Raw genomic sequence first — 17,873 nt, 5'->3', positions numbered from 1 at the left:
ACGCCCGGTTACATTCCGAACCCGGAAGCTAAGCCTTTCAGCGCCGATGGTACTGCAGGGGGGACCCTGTGGGAGAGTAGGACGCCGCCGAACAACCCGCCCTTTTAGCTCAGTCGGTAGAGCGTCTCCATGGTAAGGAGAAGGTCAACGGTTCGATTCCGTTAAAGGGCTCCAATGAGAAAGGCCCCCGCCACGTGGCGGGGGCCTTTTTGCGTTTTCGGGGCTGTGTATCCTCCAGATGATCTTGAAGATCCTTTTGGGGAGGGGTTTCGTCGTGGCAGAAGAGGTAGCGGCCGCTCAGGCCGAGTTCGAGGCGGCGTGGAATGACGCGCGGTACACCCGCGCGGAGCTGCCGGCGGTGGACGTCAATCGCATCCTCCAGGAGCGGTACGTCACCGAGGAGCCGCTGGTCCTGACCCGGGCCATGCTCTGGGACATGGAGGTACGGAAGGCCGGCAACCCCGGGGCCTTCATTCCGTACGTGGTCAAGGAAGGCTCGGCCTCGGCCTGGGTGCCCGGGCGGGCCGGGGCGGAGCTGGGTGACGAGTACGTACGGCAGTCGCAGCAGAGGCTGTGGCTGGAGCCCGAGCAGTACGGGCTGGTGCTGGAAGAAGTGTGGCTCGACCACGAGCGGCAGGTCGTCACCTTCCTCGGCCGGGCGCGGTTCCCCGACGCGCAGGGCGATCCCCTGGCCGCGGACGACGGGCAGCCGCTGTTCCACGTGCAGCACGGAGTCGCGGGTACCGACGAGCGTCCGACCAACACCTGGCGGATCGTCCTGCTGACGGACGAGCCGGACGAGCGGCTGGTGAAGGTCTTCGACGAGATGGCGGACATCCCGTGGCTCCCCGGCTTCGTCGAGAACTACGTCCGCGGCGTGCTCGGGATCGGGCTGACGCGGAGCGAGAGCGTCTGATCGATGCTCGTGAAAGGCCCCCGCCGATCGGCGGGGGCCTTTGTCAAGTCCCGACTTTCCGGGCCATGACCAGGGTCGCGTCGCGGGGCGCAATGGGTTCACGGAAGCCCACGCTCCTCGATCAGCGGAAGGACCCTCCCATGAACATCTCCAGGATCCGACGCCTTGTTCTTTCGATCGTGACGGCCTTGGAGGCAGCCGATGGTGGTCCCACGTCGCCGTCGGTGTCCGTCGAGCCGCTGCCCGCACCGGAGAGGGCCGGGCCTGAGGCCGACGGTGCCAGGGTTCCCTGGGCTGCGGAGATGGCGGCCCCGTCTTTCATGATCTTGTCGGCGCGGCTGCCGCGTAGGTAGCCGTTCAGTCGCCGGTGCGCTGGTGCGGGACGCGGAAGGCCAGGATCGCCATGTCGTCCGAGGCGGGTTCGGCCGCGAAGCGCTCCACCGCGCGCAGGACCCGGGAGGCGACCGCGCCCGCGGTGAGGCCGGTGCAGGTGGTGAGGACCTCGGTGAGGCCGTCGTCGCCGAGCATGCGGGTGCCCTCGCGGCGTTCCGTCACTCCGTCCGTGACGCAGAGCAGGACGTCGCCCGGGTCGAGGGTGAGCGTCTGCTCGTAGAGGTCGAGGTCGTCGATGACGCCGAGGAGGGGCTGCGGTTCGGCGGCCGGGAGGACCTCGCCGTTCGGGCGCAGGCGCAGCGGGAGCGGGTGGCCCGCGCAGACCACCTTCATCAGGGCGCCGCCGTCGGGCTGGGGGTGCAGCTCCCCGTAGAGGAGGGTGAGGAAGCGGCTGCGGGCGCCCTCGTCGAGGATGGCCGCGTTGAGGCGTTCGAGCACGGCCGGGCCGCCGAGGCCTTCGCGGGCCAGGAGGCGCAGGGCGTGCCGGGCGAGGCCGGTGACCGCGGCGGCCTCGGGGCCCGTGCCGCAGACGTCGCCGATGGCGAAGCCGTACGCGCCGTCGCGGATCGGGAAGACGTCGTAGAAGTCGCCGCCCACCTCGTTGCCCTCGCCGGCCGCGCGGTAGATGACCTCGACCTCCATGCCGGGGATGGCGGGCGAGCCGGGCGGCAGCAGGCTGCGCTGGAGGGAGCGGCTGATCGCGGTGCGCTCCGAGTAGAGGCGGGCGTTGTCGAGGGCGAGGGCGGCCCGGCGGGAGAGGTCCTCGGCGAGTTCGAGGATTTCCTGGCGGAAGTGCTCCTCGGACGGCTTTCCGAGGGTGAGCAGGCCGATGACGCGGTTGCGCGCGAGGAGGGGCAGGACGACCGTCTCGCCGCCGACCGCCAGCGCCGCTTCGGGCCAGGGGCGGGCGCCGGCCTCGCGGACCGGTTCGGGCGGGCTGACCCGGGAGAGCAGGGCCTTGAGGCCGTCGATGCGTTCCTCGTCCTCGTGGAGTACGTAGGAGAGGTACGGGTCGGAGGTCTGGTCGGCGATGGTGTAGACGGCGCACCAGGTGGCGAGGGTCGGGACGGTCATCTGGGCCATCAGGGCCAGGGTCTGGTCCCGGTCGAGGGTGCCGGCCAGCAGGTCGGAGGCCTCGACGAGGAAGGACAGGGAACCGCGGCGCAGGCGTTCCAGCTCGCCGAGGCGGGCGGATTCGACGGCGAGGGCGATGCGGTCGGCGGCGAACTGGAGGCGCAGGGCCTCTTCGTTGGTGTAGCGGCCGGGGGTCTCGGCGGCGACGCCGAGGGAGCCGGTGAGCCGGCCTTCGACCTTGAGGGGGACGGTGACGGCGGAGCGCATGCCGGTGGATTCGAGGAGCGGGACGGCTCCGGGGACTGCGGTGAGGTCGTCGTGGACGGCGGGCATGCGGGCGGAGCCCCAGCGGTTGGTGCCGGCCTCGACGGGGACGCGGGCGAAGCGCTGGCGGGTGGAGGGCAGGCCGGTGGTGGCGCGGACCTCGAGTTCCGTTTCGTCGTCCGTGGCGAGGAGGAGGAAGGCGGAGTCCGCGTCGAGGAGGTCACGGGCCCGTTCGACGGTGCGCTGGAGGAGGCCGTCCAGGTCGTCGGGGGCGGGGGAGCCGATGAAGACCTCGAAGGGGTCCGCGGCGCGGGTCTCGGACAGCTGGCCGCTGTCGGTGGCGGGGGCCCGCACGGGGGTCTGGAGCAGTGCGCGCTCGTCGTCGTGGACGAGGAGGCAGACGATGGACGGCTCGCCGTGTGCGTCGCGCACCCGCAGGTGGGAGGCGTAGACGGGGATGACGCGGCCGTCGGCGCCGCGGACTCCGTAGCTTCCCTCCCAGCGGGACAGGCGCAGGGCCTCGGCGATGCCGGTGCCGGTGCCGGGGGTCTGCGGCCAGGCGGCGAGCTCGGCGAGGGGGCGGCCGACGACCTTCTCCGCGGTGTAGCCGAAGACGTGCTCGGCGTCCTCGTTCCAGGCGCTGATGCAGTCGGCGGAGTCGATCTGGAGGACGGCGACGCGGACCCGGCTGTCGGCCAGGGGGAGGAGCCGGTCGGGGACGACGGGGCCCGCGGAGCGGGTACCGACCGGCCGGTCCGGGAGGTCGAGGCGGAACCACACGTGTTTGTGGGTGGCGGTGTACTCGACGCCCCAGCGGGTGGCGAGGGCGGCGCAGAGCATCAGGCCGCGGCCGCTCTCGCGGTCGGGGTCGGCGTAGGGGCGCTCGCCGGGGTGCTGGAGCGGGAGCTCTCGTTCCGGGTAGCGGTCGGCGACCTCGACGCGTACGCCGTCTCCGGAGCGCAGGCACAGGACCTCGGCCCGGGTTCCGGCGTGGACGACGGCGTTGGTGACGAGCTCGCTGGTGAGCACCACCGCGTCGTCGACGATGTCCGCGAAGCCCCAGCCCTGCAAGGTGTCGCGGACGAACGCGCGAGCGGCGGCGACGGAGCGCCCGAGGGGATCGAAACTGGCAGCCGCCCGTGCCGTGATCACGAGTCTCCTTCGACGCGGTTGGACATCGGGTGCCAGGTTACTTACCTTCGCGGTCGGCATGGTGCCGTCGTCCGGGAAACCACCCGGAGGGTACGGCGGGTATGCGATGGTGCCGAAGTGTTATGGCCGGGTTCGGCCATGGTGAAACACTGGGCAGGCTTGCGGAACGGGCTCGTGAAGAGTTCAGGTGTCCGGTGGAACAGCGGTCGACCCTTTCGGGAGGGACACGGTGGAGTCTGGCGCAGCGGTGCGGCGTACAGGGACGCGGCCGAAGGGCGGGCGTCCGCGGCGCGGCGGCACGACCGAGGTCGATACCGCCGCTCTGAACCGGCTGCTCACGGCCCTGGTGTCGATGCGGGACGGCAATTTCCGCAAGCGGCTGACGGTGTCCGGCGAGGGCGTGATGGCGGAGATCGCCGCCGTCTACAACGAGGTCGCCGACCGGAACCTGCACCTGACGGGGGAGCTCTCCCGGGTCCGGCGGATGGTGGGCCGCGAGGGCAAGCTGAGCGAGCGGCTGGAGACGGGGGCCTGCGAGGGCTCCTGGGCGGCCGCGATCGACGCCTCGAACCAGCTGGTGGACGACCTGGCGCGGCCGGTCTCCGAGGTGGGCCGGGTGCTGTCGGCGGTGGCCGAGGGCGACCTGGACCAGCGGATGGACCTGCGGACCCAGGCCCTGGAGGGGGCGGGGCATCCGCTGCGCGGGGAGTTCCTGAAGGTCGGGCGTACGGTCAACAACCTGGTCGACCAGCTGTCCGCGTTCACCGACGAGGTGACGCGCGTGGCGCTGGAGGTGGGTACCGAGGGCAAGCTCGGCGGCCAGGCCCAGGTGCGCGGAATGTCCGGTTCCTGGAAGGATCTGACCGACTCCGTCAACACGATGGCGTACCGGCTCACCGCTCAGGTGCGTGACATCGCCCTCGTCACGACGGCGGTGGCGAAGGGCGATCTGTCGCGCAAGGTCACGGTGCACGTGGCCGGCGAGATGCTCCAGCTGAAGAACACCGTCAACACGATGGTGGACCAGCTGTCCTCCTTCTCCTCCGAGGTGACCCGCGTCGCCCGCGAGGTGGGTACGGAGGGCGAGCTCGGCGGCCAGGCGAAGGTGCCCGGGGTCGCGGGCGTGTGGAAGGACCTGACCGACTCCGTCAACACCATGGCCGGCAACCTGACGGCCCAGGTGCGCGGGATCGCGCAGGTGACGACGGCGGTCGCGAACGGCGACCTGTCGCAGAAGGTGCGGGTCAGCGCGCGCGGCGAGGTCGCGCAGCTGGCCGAAACGATCAACCAGATGACGGAGACCCTGCGGACCTTCGCGGACGAGGTCACGCGCGTGGCCAGCGAGGTCGGCGCCAAGGGTCTGCTCGGCGGCCAGGCGCAGGTGCCGGGGGCGGCGGGGACGTGGAAGGACCTCACCGACTCGGTGAACACGGTCTTCCGCAACCTCACGACGCAGGTGCGGGACATCGCGCAGGTGACGACCGCCGTGGCCAACGGCGATCTCTCGCAGAAGGTCACGGTCAACGTGGCCGGCGAGATGCTGGAGCTGAAGAACACCGTCAACACGATGGTGGACCAGCTCCAGTCCTTCGGTGCGGAAGTGACGCGTGTGGCCCGTGAGGTCGGCGTCGAGGGTGAGCTGGGCGGTCAGGCGCAGGTGCCGGGGGCGGCGGGGACGTGGAAGGACCTCACCGACTCGGTGAACACCGCCTTCCGCAACCTGACCGGGCAGGTCCGCAACATCGCGCAGGTGACGACGGCGGTGGCCAACGGCGACCTGTCGCAGAAGGTCACCGTGGACGTCTCCGGCGAGATGCTCCAGCTGAAGAACACCGTGAACACGATGGTCGACCAGCTGTCCTCCTTCGCCGACCAGGTCACGCGGATGGCGCGGGACGTGGGCACGGAGGGCCGGCTCGGCGGCCAGGCACGGGTGGAGGGGGTGTCCGGTACCTGGAAGGAGCTCACCGACTCCGTCAACTTCATGGCCGGCAACCTGACCTCCCAGGTGCGCCAGATCGCCCAGGTGACCACGGCGGTGGCGCGCGGCGACCTGTCGCAGAAGATCGACGTGGACGCCCGGGGCGAGATCCTGGAGCTGAAGAACACGATCAACACGATGGTCGACCAGCTGTCGGCCTTCGCGGAGCAGGTGACCCGGGTCGCCCGGGACGTGGGTACGGAAGGCCGGCTCGGCGGTCAGGCGCAGGTGCCCGGCGTGGCCGGTGTGTGGCGCGACCTGACCGACTCGGTGAACGGCATGGCCGGGAACCTGACCTCGCAGGTGCGCAACATCGCGCAGGTTGCCACGGCGGTGGCGCGCGGTGACCTGTCGCAGAAGATCGACGTGGACGCGCGCGGCGAGATCCTGGAGCTGAAGAACACCCTCAACACGATGGTCGACCAGCTCTCGAACTTCGCGGAGCAGGTCACGAGGGTGGCCCGCGAGGTGGGCACCGAGGGCATCCTGGGCGGCCAGGCCGAGGTGAAGGGGGTCTCCGGCACCTGGAAGGACCTCACCCAGTCCGTCAACTTCATGGCGAACAACCTGACCTCGCAGGTGCGCAACATCGCCGAGGTGACGACGGCGGTCGCCATGGGCGACCTCTCGAAGAAGATCACCGTCGATGCCAAGGGCGAGATCCTGGAGCTGGTGACCACCGTCAACACGATGGTCGACCAGCTGTCCTCCTTCGCGGAGCAGGTGACCCGGGTGGCCCGCGAGGTGGGTTCCGAAGGCATCCTGGGCGGTCAGGCCCGGGTGCGCGGGGTGACCGGCATCTGGAAGGACCTGACCGACAACGTCAACCTGATGGCCAACAACCTGACCTCCCAGGTGCGCAACATCTCCCAGGTCTCGGCGGCGGTGGCCAACGGCGACCTGACGAAGAAGGTGACGGTCGAGGCGCGCGGCGAGGTCGCGCAGCTCGCCGACACGGTCAACACGATGGTGAAGACCCTCTCCTCGTTCGCGGACGAGGTCACGCGCGTGGCGCGCGAGGTGGGTACGGAGGGCGCCCTCGGCGGCCAGGCACACGTGCCGGGCGTCTCGGGGACCTGGAAGGACCTCACCGACTCGGTGAACTTCATGGCCTCCAACCTCACCGGTCAGGTGCGGCAGATCGCCATGGTCACGACCGCCATCGCCAAGGGCGACATGACCAAGAAGATCGACATCGACGCCCGCGGTGAGATCCTGGAGCTCAAGAACACCATCAACACGATGGTCGACCAGCTGTCCTCCTTCGCCGACCAGGTGACCCGCGTCGCCCGCGAGGTGGGCACCGAGGGCATCCTGGGCGGCCAGGCCCGCGTCCGTGACGTCGACGGCACCTGGCGGGACCTGACCGAGTCCGTGAACGAGATGGCCGGGAACCTCACCCGGCAGGTGCGCGCGATCGCGGCCGTCGCCACCGCGGTGACCCGCGGCGACCTGAGCCTGAAGGTCGACGTGGACGCGGCGGGCGAGATCCAGGTCCTCCAGGACAACATCAACACGATGATCGTCAACCTGCGCGACACCACCTTGGCCAACAAGGAGCAGGACTGGCTCAAGGGCAACCTCGCACGGATCTCCGCCCTGATGCAGGGCCGCCGGGAGCTCGACGACGTGGCCTCGCTGATCATGAGCGAGCTGACCCCGGTGGTCTCCGCGCAGCACGGCGCCTTCTTCCTGGCGCTGCCGGCCGGCGGGACCACCGAGATCGGGACGGAGGGCGGCGCGGAGGGCTCGTACGAGCTGCGGATGCGCGGGAGTTACGCGTACGCCGGGGGCCAGATGCCCACCTCCTTCCGGCCGGGGGAGGGGCTGATCGGGACGGTCGCCGAGGAGAAGCGGACGATCCTCGTCGAGAACACCCCGCCCGGCTACCTGAAGATCTCCTCGGGGCTCGGTGAGGCGCCGCCGGCGCACGTGATCGTGCTGCCGGTGCTCTTCGAGGGGAAGCTGCTCGGCGTCATCGAGCTGGCGTCCTTCACCCCCTTCACGCAGATCCAGAAGGACTTCCTCAGCCAGATCGCCGAGATGATCGGTACGAGCGTCAACACCATCAGCGTCAACTCCAAGACGGAGATGCTGCTCAAGCAGTCCCAGGAGATGACCGAGCAGCTGCGCGAGCGCTCCGACGAGCTGGAGAACCGGCAGAAGGCGCTCCAGGCCGCCAACGCGGAGCTGGAGGAGAAGGCCGAGCTGCTGGCCCGTCAGAACCGGGACATCGAGGTGAAGAACACCGAGATCGAGGAGGCCCGGCAGGTCCTGGAGGAGCGCGCCGAGCAGCTCGCGGTCTCGATGCGCTACAAGTCCGAGTTCCTGGCGAACATGTCGCACGAGCTGCGGACCCCGCTCAACTCGCTGCTGATCCTGGCCAAGCTGCTCGCCGACAACGCGGACGAGAACCTCTCGCCGAAGCAGGTGGAGTTCGCCGAGACCATCCACGGGGCGGGCTCCGACCTGCTCCAGCTCATCAACGACATCCTCGACCTGTCGAAGGTCGAGGCCGGGAAGATGGACGTCTCGCCGACCCGGATCGCGCTCGTGCAGCTGGTGGACTACGTGGAGGCGACCTTCCGGCCGCTGACCGCGGAGAAGGGCCTGGACTTCTCGGTGCGGGTCTCGCCGGAGCTGCCGGCGACCCTGCACACGGACGAGCAGCGGCTGTTGCAGGTGCTGCGCAACCTGCTGTCGAACGCGGTGAAGTTCACCGACACCGGGGCGGTGGAGCTGGTGATCCGGCCGGCCGGGGCCGACGTCCCGACGGCGATCCGCGAGCAGCTGCTGGAGGCCGGCTCGCTGCGGGAGGCGGACGCGGACCTGATCGCCTTCTCGGTGACCGACACCGGGATCGGTATCGCGGCGAGCAAGATGCTGGTGATCTTCGAGGCGTTCAAGCAGGCCGACGGGACCACGAGCCGCAAGTACGGCGGTACGGGCCTGGGGCTCTCCATCAGCCGCGAGATCGCCCGGCTGCTCGGCGGGGAGATCCACGCGGCCAGCGAGCCCGGCCGGGGGTCCACCTTCACGCTGTACCTGCCGCTGCACCCGAGCGAGCTGCCCCCGCAGGGGTACGCGCCGCCCACGCCCGGCGGCGCCCGCGGGGAGCTGTACCGCAGGGCGGTCGACGGGGCGGCGCGGCCCGCGCTGCCGCAGCCGCCGGCCGCGTCCGTGCCCGTGCCCGTACCGGCGGCGCAGGCGCAGGCGCAGCAGGCCCAGCAGGCCCGGCCGGGGCTGCCGGCCGCGGAGCCGGCCGGGCAGGGCTCCTCGGCGTTGTTCAGGCGGCGCCGCAAGAGCCTGGGCGATCCGCTGCCGCGGCTGGAGGTGCCGGGCCAGCCGGACGCCGACGCGTGGGGCGTGGAGGAGGCGCTGCCGGCCTTGCCGCGTGCGTACGACTTCCGGGGTGAGCGGGTGCTCATCGTGGACGACGACGTGCGCAACGTCTTCGCGCTGACGAGCGTGCTGGAGCAGCACGGGCTGGCGGTGCTCTACGCGGAGAACGGCCGGGAGGGCATCGAGGTCCTGGAGCAGCACGACGACGTGGCGGTGGTGCTGATGGACATCATGATGCCGGAGATGGACGGGTACGCGACGACGGCCGCGATCCGGCAGATGCCGCAGTTCGAGGGGCTGCCGATCATCGCGCTCACCGCCAAGGCGATGAAGGGCGACCGGGAGAAGGCCATCGAGTCCGGTGCGTCCGACTACGTGACCAAGCCGGTGGAGCCCGATTACCTACTGTCGGTCATGGAAGGGCACATGCGCGGAAAGTGATCAACGGGCGGGCGTGACCGGGAGGCGCAGAGGGAACCTTCTGCCCTTCCGCCACGTTTCCGCATCGTGCACAGTGACATCTCGGTGACAGGGTGTGGCGATCTCGGGACTGGGGCTACGATGACCGGCACAAGGACGGACGGCGCAAGGATGCCGTCCTCTGGGGCGGGGCCCGGCGCACAGGCCGGAGCCTTGAGCCGGGGAGGCCCCATGCCGGGGCGAGGAGGACAGGGCATGGTGCAGAAGGCCAAGATCCTCCTGGTCGACGACCGGCCGGAGAATCTGCTGGCGCTGGAGGCCATCCTCTCCGCGCTCGATCAGACACTGGTCCGGGCGTCGTCGGGGGAGGAAGCGCTCAAGGCGCTGCTGACGGACGATTTCGCGGTCATCCTGCTGGATGTGCAGATGCCGGGGATGGACGGTTTCGAGACGGCCGCGCACATCAAGCGGCGGGAGCGGACCCGGGACATCCCGATCATCTTCCTCACCGCGATCAACCACGGTCCGCACCACACCTTCCGCGGCTACGCGGCCGGTGCGGTGGACTACATCTCCAAGCCCTTCGACCCGTGGGTGCTGCGGGCCAAGGTCTCGGTGTTCGTGGAGCTGTACACCAAGAACTGCAAGCTGCGCGAGCAGGCCGCGCTGCTGCGGCTCCAGCTGGAGGGCGGCGGTTCCAACGGCGACGGCAGCAAGGAGACGGCCGGGCTGCTGGCCGAGCTCTCCGCGCGGCTCGCGGCCGTCGAGGAGCAGGCCGAGGCGCTGACCAAGCAGCTCGGCGAGGATTCCGCCGACGCGGGTGTGGTGGCGACCGCGGCGCACCTGGAGCGCAAGCTGACCGGACTGCGGCGCGCCCTGGACGCGCTGGAGCCCGGCAGCGGGGGAGCGGTGCTGCCCGCGCAGGGCTGAGTACGCCGGGACGCTGCCGCCCCGGGCGCCTGCTGAGGCTTCGTCAGGTATGGCGGGGCGTCAAAGGGCGTACGGGGTACGCGACACGAACGGGTGAAGGGGTGGGCACGCGTGTCCACCGGGGCGCGCACCGGTAACCTCGGGCGCATGGCCTCAAGTACGTCCGGCAAGGGTTCCCAGAGCACCGCGGGCACCGCGAAGGGCCGCACCGGCCGTACGACGGCGCCGGCGAAGAAGGCGGCGCCCTCGCGCAAGCCCGCCGCGAAGAAGGCCGCGGCGGCCAAGCGCGCCCCGGTCAAGAAGGTCGCGGCCAAACCGGCGCCGTCCCCCACGGGGGGTGTGGTGCGGCTGGTGCGCGCCGTGTGGCTGGGCTGCGCGCACGCGGTCGGCGCGGTCTTCCGCGGCATCGGCCACGGGGCCAAGAACCTCGACCCCGCCCACCGCAAGGACGGCGTCGCGCTGCTGCTGCTCGCGCTCTCGCTGATCGTCGCCGCCGGGACCTGGTCGAATCTGAGCGGTCCCGTCGGGGATCTGGTCACCATGCTGGTCACGGGTGCCTTCGGGCGACTGGATCTGCTCGTGCCGATCCTGCTCGGCGTGATGGCGGTACGTTTCATCCGCCACCCCGAGCAGACCGACGCCAACGGCCGCATCGGCATCGGGCTCTCCGCCCTCGTCATCGGGGTGCTGGGCCTGGTCCACATCGCCTGCGGAGCCCCCGGCCGCGACGAGGGCACCACCGCGATGCAGAACGCGGGCGGGCTCATCGGATGGGGTGCCTCGAAGCCGCTGATCTTCACCATGGGCGCGCCGCTGGCCGTGCCCATGCTGGTGCTGCTGACCGTCTTCGGGCTGCTCGTGGTCACGGCGACCCCGGTGAACGCGATCCCGCAGCGGTTGCGCCGGCTCGGGATCAGGCTCGGGGTGATCGCCCCGAACGAGTACGACGAGGGCTACGGGGAGCAGGAGGACGGCGCCCCGGCCGGCCGGCGCGACCGGCACGACGCCGCGCAGTGGCGGGCCCGTACCGGCGACGGCGACGGCCCGGGCTCCGGCGATCCGGCGGACGCCGCCGAGGAGGAGGCGCTGGCCCGGCGCCGGCGCCCGCGCAGGTCCGCGGCCCGGCCGGCCATGGACCGGGAGATGGACGCCGTGGACGTGGCCGCGGCCGCCGCCGCGGCGCTGGACGGGGTGGTCTACGGGGGGCTGCCGCCCTCGCCCCTCGTCGCCGACCTCACCCAGGGGATCAGTGTCGAGCGGGAGGGCGCGGAGGTCACCGCTCCCGTGCCGCCCGCCCGCGAGGAGCGTCCCGTACCGGCGGCCGAGCAGCCGCACGCGACCACCGCGGCGGCGTCCGGGACCCTCTCGGTGCCCGACCTGACCAAGGCCCCGCCCGAGACCCAGCCCCTGCCGCCGCGTGCCGAGCAGCTCCAGCTGCGCGGCGACATCACGTACGCCCTGCCCTCGCTGGACCTGCTGGAGAAGGGCGGGCCCGGCAAGACCCGCAGCGCCGCGAACGACGCGGTCGTCGCCTCCCTGCGCAACGTGTTCACCGAGTTCAAGGTCGACGCGGACGTCACCGGCTTCACCCGGGGGCCGACCGTCACCCGGTACGAGGTCACGCTGGGCGCGGCGGTCAAGGTCGAGCGGATCACCGCGCTGACCAAGAACATCGCCTACGCGGTGGCCTCGCCGGACGTGCGGATCATCAGCCCGATCCCGGGCAAGTCGGCGGTCGGCATCGAGATCCCGAACACCGACCGGGAGATGGTCAACCTCGGCGACGTGCTCCGGCTGGCTGACGCGGCCGAGGACGACCACCCGATGCTGGTGGCGCTGGGCAAGGACGTCGAGGGCGGCTACGTCATGGCCAACCTCGCGAAGATGCCGCACGTGCTGGTCGCCGGTGCCACCGGTTCCGGCAAGTCCTCCTGCATCAACTGCCTGATCACCTCGATCATGGTCCGGGCCACCCCGGAGGACGTCCGGATGGTGCTCGTCGACCCCAAGCGGGTGGAGCTGACGGCGTACGAGGGCATCCCGCACCTGATCACGCCGATCATCACCAACCCCAAGCGGGCCGCCGAGGCGCTGCAGTGGGTCGTGCGCGAGATGGACCTGCGCTACGACGACCTGGCCGCCTTCGGCTACCGGCACATCGACGACTTCAACCAGGCGATCCGGGACGGCAAGATCAAGCTGCCGCCGGGCAGTGAGCGCGAGCTCAGCCCCTACCCGTACCTGCTGGTGATCGTCGACGAGCTCGCGGACCTGATGATGGTGGCCCCGCGCGACGTCGAGGATTCGATCGTCCGCATCACCCAGCTGGCCCGCGCGGCCGGCATCCACCTGGTGCTCGCGACCCAGCGGCCGTCGGTGGACGTGGTGACCGGTCTGATCAAGGCGAACGTGCCCTCGCGGCTCGCCTTCGCGACCTCCTCGCTCGCCGACAGCCGGGTCATCCTCGACCAGCCGGGTGCGGAGAAGCTCATCGGCAAGGGCGACGGGCTGTTCCTGCCGATGGGCGCGAACAAGCCGGTCCGCCTGCAGGGCGCCTTCGTCACCGAGGACGAGATCGCCGGGATCGTGCAGCACTGCAAGGACCAGATGGCGCCCGTCTTCCGGGACGACGTCACCGTCGGGCAGAAACAGAAGAAGGAGATCGACGAGGACATCGGCGACGACCTGGACCTGCTGTGCCAGGCGGCGGAGCTGGTGGTCTCGACCCAGTTCGGCTCCACCTCGATGCTCCAGCGCAAGCTGCGCGTGGGCTTCGCCAAGGCCGGCCGGCTCATGGACCTGATGGAGTCGCGGGGCATCGTGGGCCCGAGCGAGGGTTCGAAGGCGCGCGACGTCCTGCTCAAGGCCGACGAGCTGGACGCAGTGCTCGCCGTCATCCGCGGCGAGACCGGACCGTAAGGAAACGCGGGGCAACCGTTTCCCTTGGCCCCGCGTCCAGTTGAACGGAGGGTAGCTTCCCTCGCCATTCGGATGGCGTAGGAAGTGCACCCTCCGGTTGCTCCACCCTTTCGTCACCCCCCTAGACTGGACATCCAGCAGGTGGCTACACGCTCGAAAGGCGCCCTCGTGTCCATCGGCAACTCCAACTCCCCCGAAGAGAAGCGGCCTTCGACCGACGACCGGTCCGAGGACCGCATCGTCGAACGTACCGTCGAAGAGCCGTCCATCGGGACGGCCCTCAAGAAGGCCCGGATCGCCGCCGGGCTCACAGTTGACGAGGTCAGTTCCACCACCCGCGTGCGCATCCCGATCGTGCACGCGATCGAAGAGGACGACTTCACGCGGTGCGGCGGCGACGTCTACGCCCGCGGTCACATCCGTACGCTCGCCCGCGCCGTGCACCTCGATCCGGCACCCCTGATCGAGAGCTACGACGCGGCCCACGGCGGCCGGCCGGCACCCACCCCCGCCGCGCCGATGTTCGAAGCCGAGCGGATCCGCCCCGAGCGGCAGCGGCCCAACTGGACCGCCGCCATGGTCGCCGCCATCGTCGCCGTGATCGGCTTCGTGGGCTTCACCGCCTTCAGCGGCGGCGACGAGAAGGGCAAGCGGCCGGTGGCGGAAGGTTCCGCCGCGCCGAAGCCCGCACCCAAGCAGAGCGGCGGAAAGCCCGCCGCGCAGCCCCAGCAGACCCCTCAGGCGCCCAAGCCGGAGCCTTCGGACAGCGCCATCGCCCAGGCGCCCAAGGACATCGTCACGGTCGTCCTGACGGCCGAGACGGGCGAGAGCTGGATCTCCGCGAAGGACCACAGCGGCCGGCTGCTCTTCGACGGCACCCTCGCGCAGGGCGAGTCGAAGACCTTCACGGACAAGGAGTCCGTCGACCTCGTGCTCGGCGACGCCGGGGCCGTGAAGCTGTTCGTGAACGGCAAGGAGATCAAGGACGACTTCCAGCCGGGTCAGGTGGAACGTCTCACATACACGAAGGAAGACCCGCTCCAGAATCAGCCCCAGGCGGGCTGAGCCTGGGCCGCCCTAGGGCGGAATGTATGAATCCGGATCCCCGGGGTGCCCTACCGCACCCCGGGGATCTTGATGTAAGGGGACTTGGGGCCGGGGTCGGCGCCGGGACGAAGTAGTCTTGAGTCCATGCCCGAACGCCGTACCGTCGCCCTTGTCACTCTTGGCTGCGCCCGTAACGAGGTGGACTCGGAGGAGCTCGCAGGCCGCTTGGCGGCGGATGGCTGGGAGCTCGTCGAGGACGCCGCCGATGCGGACGTAGCCGTCGTCAACACCTGCGGCTTCGTCGAAGCCGCCAAGAAGGACTCCGTAGACGCCCTGCTGGAAGCCAACGATCTCAAGGATCACGGCAAGACCCAGGCCGTCGTCGCCGTCGGCTGTATGGCCGAGCGCTACGGCAAGGAACTCGCCGAAGCGCTCCCCGAGGCCGACGGAGTCCTCGGCTTCGACGACTACGCCGACATCTCCAACCGCCTCCAGACCATCCTCAGCGGCGGCAGCGTGGAAGCCCACACCCCGCGCGACCGGCGCAAGCTGCTGCCGATCAGCCCGGCGGAGCGCCAGGACACCGCGGTGGCCCTGCCCGGCCACGCCCAGGAGCCCGAGGCCGCCCCCTCGGACCTCCCCGAGGGCCTCGCGCCCGCCTCCGGGCCGCGCGCGCCGCTGCGCCGCCGGCTCGACAAGAGCCCCGTGGCCTCGGTCAAGCTGGCCTCCGGCTGCGACCGGCGCTGCTCCTTCTGCGCCATCCCGTCCTTCCGCGGCTCCTTCATCTCCCGCCGCCCCAGCGACGTGCTGGGCGAGACGCGCTGGCTCGCCGAGCAGGGCGTCAAGGAGATCATGCTGGTCTCCGAGAACAACACCTCGTACGGCAAGGACCTCGGCGACATCCGCCTGCTGGAGACCCTGCTGCCCGAGCTCGCCGAGGTGGACGGCATCGAGCGCGTCCGCGTCAGCTACCTCCAGCCCGCCGAGATGCGCCCGGGCCTGATCGACGTACTCACCTCGACCCCCAAGGTCGTCCCGTACTTCGACCTGTCCTTCCAGCACTCGGCCCCCGACGTGCTGCGCGCCATGCGCCGCTTCGGTGACACCGACCGCTTCCTGGAGCTGCTGGACACCATCCGCTCCAAGGCCCCGCAGGCCGGCGTGCGGTCCAACTTCATCGTCGGCTTCCCCGGCGAGACGGAAAGCGACTTCGCCGAGCTGGAGCGTTTCCTCACCCACGCCCGCCTCGACGCCATCGGCGTCTTCGGCTACTCGGACGAGGACGGCACCGAGGCCGTCGGGTACGAGAACAAGCTGGACGAGGACACGATCGCCGAGCGCCTCGCCCACATGCAGCGCCTCGCGGAGGAGCTCACCTCGCAGCGCGCGGAGGAGCGGATCGGGGAGACCCTGGAAGTACTCGTCGAGTCGGTCGAGGCCGTGGACGAGGACGGCGACGGCGCCTACGGGCGTGCCGCGCACCAGGCGCCCGAGACGGACGGCCAGGTGGTCTTCACCGACAGTACGGGCCTGGTCCCCGGGCGCATCGTCACGGCGAAGGTGGTCGGCACCCTGGGTGTGGACCTCGTGGCCGAGCCCTTGGGCGCGGATCTTGAGGAGGCGGCCGGATGACCGGAGTCCCGGCATCTGCGGCGGGCGGGACCGGCCGCCGGCCCGCGCCCGGCGCGAAGCTGGGAGCCGCGGCGGTCAATCAGGCCAGCCTGTGGAACATCGCCAACATCCTGACGATGATCCGGCTCGTGCTGGTGCCGGGGTTCGTCTTCCTGCTGCTGGCCGAGGGCGGGTACGACCCGGCCTGGCGGGCGTGGGCGTGGGCGGCGTTCGCCGTCGCCATGATCACGGACATCTTCGACGGGCACCTCGCCCGGACGTACAACCTGGTCACGGACTTCGGGAAGATCGCCGACCCGATCGCCGACAAGGCGATCATGGGGTCGGCGCTCATCTGCCTGTCCTGGCTGGGTGATCTGCCCTGGTGGGTGACCGGGGTGATCCTGGGCCGGGAGCTCGGGATCACGCTGATGCGCTTCTGGGTGATCCGCTACGGAGTGATTCCGGCCAGCCGCGGCGGCAAGATGAAGACCCTGGCCCAGGGCACGGCCGTGGGCATGTACGTGCTCGCGCTGACCGGGGCGCTGGCGACCATGCGCTTCTGGGTGATGGCGCTCGCGGTGGTGCTGACCGTGCTCACCGGTTTGGACTACATCCGGCAGGCGGTCGTACTGCGCCGCAAGGGTCTCGCCGAGGAGCGGGCCGCGGCGTGACGGATTCCGTGGGGGCGGAAGTCGAAGCCGGTGGCGATGCCGGTGTGGCGGGCGTGGCCACGGAGGTGTTGCGCCTGCTTGCGGAGAGTGACGAAACGCTGGCCGTCGCCGAGTCGCTGACCGGCGGAATGGTGGCCTCCGAGCTGACGGCCGTTCCCGGGGCCTCGCGGTCCTTCCGCGGCTCGGTCACCGCGTACGCCACTGAACTCAAGCACCTGGTCCTGGGAGTGGACGCGGGGCTGCTGGCGGCCGAAGGCGCGGTGAACGCGCAGGTCGCCGAGGAGATGGCGGCCGGAGTGCGGCGGATCCTGGGGGCTTCGTGGGGGATCGCGACCACCGGAGTGGCCGGCCCGGACCCGCAGGACGGGCAGCCCGTGGGCACCGTCTTCGTCGCGGTGGCCGGTCCGACAGGCAGGAAAACGGCTCGGCTGAGGTTGAACGGCTCCCGCGCGGAAATCCGTAGGGAGAGTGCACGCACAGTGCTCGAACTTCTCTCAAGCCAACTCCGTGAGAATGCGCGGAGGCAGGATACGGAACAGAACGGGGGGATTTGATGTTTGCAGCCCTGAGTGAACACGACATCGCTCCCCGCACGGCCGCGGCGCGAGGCGGTACGGTGGGGCGTGAAGGATGCGGCTACACGGTCAGAGGAGGGAGCCACCGATGATTCTGCTCCGTCGCCTGCTGGGTGACGTGCTGCGTCGGCAGCGCCAGCGCCAGGGCCGTACTCTGCGCGAAGTCTCCTCGTCGGCCCGAGTTTCGCTCGGCTATCTTTCCGAGGTGGAGCGGGGGCAGAAGGAGGCATCCTCCGAGCTGCTCTCCGCGATCTGCGACGCGCTGGACGTACGGATGTCCGAGCTGATGCGCGAAGTCAGCGATGAACTGTCGCTGGCCGAGCTGGCACAGTCGGCCGCGGCAAGCGAACCGGTGAGTGTGCCGGTACGCCCGATGCTCAATTCGGTCTCCATGGCTTCGGTCACGGGTGGACCGGAGCGGGTGACCATCAAGGCGCCTGCGGAAGCGGTGAATGTCGTAGCCGCGTGAGCGTGCACGTCAGTGTGTGAGTGTGGCCGGAGCCCCGGCCGGTGCGTCAGGCGCCGGCCGGGGCTCCCGGCCGTTCTGGGTGCGGGGTCGCGGGGGGTGCGGGAGG

10 protein-coding genes, 1 tRNA gene and 1 rRNA gene are annotated in these 17,873 nt (G+C 70.5%); 11 read left to right on the top strand and 1 reads right to left on the bottom strand.

Annotated features, from left to right (window positions below):
* The 3 genes from rrf to AB0O21_RS36425 all read left to right on the top strand — a co-directional run.
* Positions 1–93: ribosomal RNA gene (gene rrf / locus AB0O21_RS36435) — 5S ribosomal RNA — on the top strand; the annotation flags it as partial.
* Between the two features lie 5 nt (positions 94–98).
* Positions 99–174, top strand: a tRNA-Thr gene (locus AB0O21_RS36430).
* Positions 175–274: 100 nt separating this feature from the next.
* Complete coding sequence (locus AB0O21_RS36425; protein WP_365178932.1) at positions 275–916, top strand: hypothetical protein; 642 nt, start codon at positions 275–277, stop codon at positions 914–916.
* Positions 917–1,273: 357 nt separating this feature from the next.
* Here AB0O21_RS36425 and AB0O21_RS36420 read toward each other — a convergent pair whose 3' ends face one another.
* The gene (locus AB0O21_RS36420; RefSeq protein WP_365178929.1) at positions 1,274–3,859 is read right to left on the bottom strand and encodes a SpoIIE family protein phosphatase; all 2,586 of its coding nucleotides are present in this window, start codon (positions 3,857–3,859) and stop codon (positions 1,274–1,276) included.
* Positions 3,860–4,028: 169 nt separating this feature from the next.
* Between AB0O21_RS36420 and AB0O21_RS36415 the strand changes: the two genes are divergently transcribed.
* The 8 genes from AB0O21_RS36415 to AB0O21_RS36380 all read left to right on the top strand — a co-directional run bounded on the left by AB0O21_RS36415 (position 4,029) and on the right by AB0O21_RS36380 (position 17,767).
* Positions 4,029–9,563: a HAMP domain-containing protein gene (locus AB0O21_RS36415; protein ID WP_365178926.1), complete on the top strand. Its 5,535-nt coding sequence runs from the start codon at positions 4,029–4,031 to the stop codon at positions 9,561–9,563.
* A 234-nt stretch (positions 9,564–9,797) separates the two neighbouring features.
* Positions 9,798–10,472, top strand: a complete 675-nt coding sequence (locus tag AB0O21_RS36410) for a response regulator (protein WP_365178923.1) — start codon at positions 9,798–9,800, stop codon at positions 10,470–10,472.
* A 147-nt stretch (positions 10,473–10,619) separates the two neighbouring features.
* Positions 10,620–13,391 carry a DNA translocase FtsK gene (locus AB0O21_RS36405; protein ID WP_365178920.1) on the top strand — a complete coding sequence of 924 codons (2,772 nt, stop codon included), beginning with the start codon at positions 10,620–10,622 and terminating at the stop codon, positions 13,389–13,391.
* A gap of 168 nt (positions 13,392–13,559) precedes the next feature.
* Complete coding sequence (locus AB0O21_RS36400) at positions 13,560–14,456, top strand: RodZ domain-containing protein (protein WP_365178917.1); 897 nt, start codon at positions 13,560–13,562, stop codon at positions 14,454–14,456.
* Positions 14,457–14,582: 126 nt separating this feature from the next.
* Positions 14,583–16,070, top strand: a complete 1,488-nt coding sequence (rimO, locus tag AB0O21_RS36395; RefSeq protein ID WP_365178914.1) for a 30S ribosomal protein S12 methylthiotransferase RimO — start codon at positions 14,583–14,585, stop codon at positions 16,068–16,070.
* Entirely contained in the window at positions 16,067–16,723 is a 657-nt protein-coding gene (gene pgsA, locus AB0O21_RS36390) for a CDP-diacylglycerol--glycerol-3-phosphate 3-phosphatidyltransferase (RefSeq protein WP_365178911.1), read from the top strand. Before rimO ends, pgsA begins: the two co-directional genes overlap by 4 nt.
* Positions 16,724–16,767: 44 nt before the next feature.
* Positions 16,768–17,277, top strand: coding sequence for a CinA family protein (locus tag AB0O21_RS36385; RefSeq protein WP_365178938.1), 510 nt, complete (start codon positions 16,768–16,770; stop codon positions 17,275–17,277).
* A 109-nt stretch (positions 17,278–17,386) separates the two neighbouring features.
* Positions 17,387–17,767, top strand: a complete 381-nt coding sequence (locus AB0O21_RS36380) for a helix-turn-helix transcriptional regulator (protein WP_030012484.1) — start codon at positions 17,387–17,389, stop codon at positions 17,765–17,767.
* Positions 17,768–17,873 lie beyond the last annotated feature (106 nt).

The sequence above is a fragment of the Streptomyces sp. NPDC091371 genome, from assembly GCF_040684275.1.
Lineage (GTDB): Bacteria > Actinomycetota > Actinomycetes > Streptomycetales > Streptomycetaceae > Streptomyces.
Note: the sequence above shows the minus strand (reverse complement) of the source record. Positions and strands in the feature narration are given on the sequence as shown.

Coding starts and splice junctions, on each gene's coding strand:
- AB0O21_RS36380 (WP_030012484.1), top strand. CDS start 17,387: ATGATTCTGCTCCGTCGCCTGCTGGGTGACGTGCTGCGTCGGCAGCGC.
- pgsA (WP_365178911.1), top strand. CDS start 16,067: ATGACCGGAGTCCCGGCATCTGCGGCGGGCGGGACCGGCCGCCGGCCC.
- AB0O21_RS36405 (WP_365178920.1), top strand. CDS start 10,620: ATGGCCTCAAGTACGTCCGGCAAGGGTTCCCAGAGCACCGCGGGCACC.
- AB0O21_RS36410 (WP_365178923.1), top strand. CDS start 9,798: ATGGTGCAGAAGGCCAAGATCCTCCTGGTCGACGACCGGCCGGAGAAT.
- rimO (WP_365178914.1), top strand. CDS start 14,583: ATGCCCGAACGCCGTACCGTCGCCCTTGTCACTCTTGGCTGCGCCCGT.
- AB0O21_RS36420 (WP_365178929.1), bottom strand. CDS start 3,859: ATGCCGACCGCGAAGGTAAGTAACCTGGCACCCGATGTCCAACCGCGT.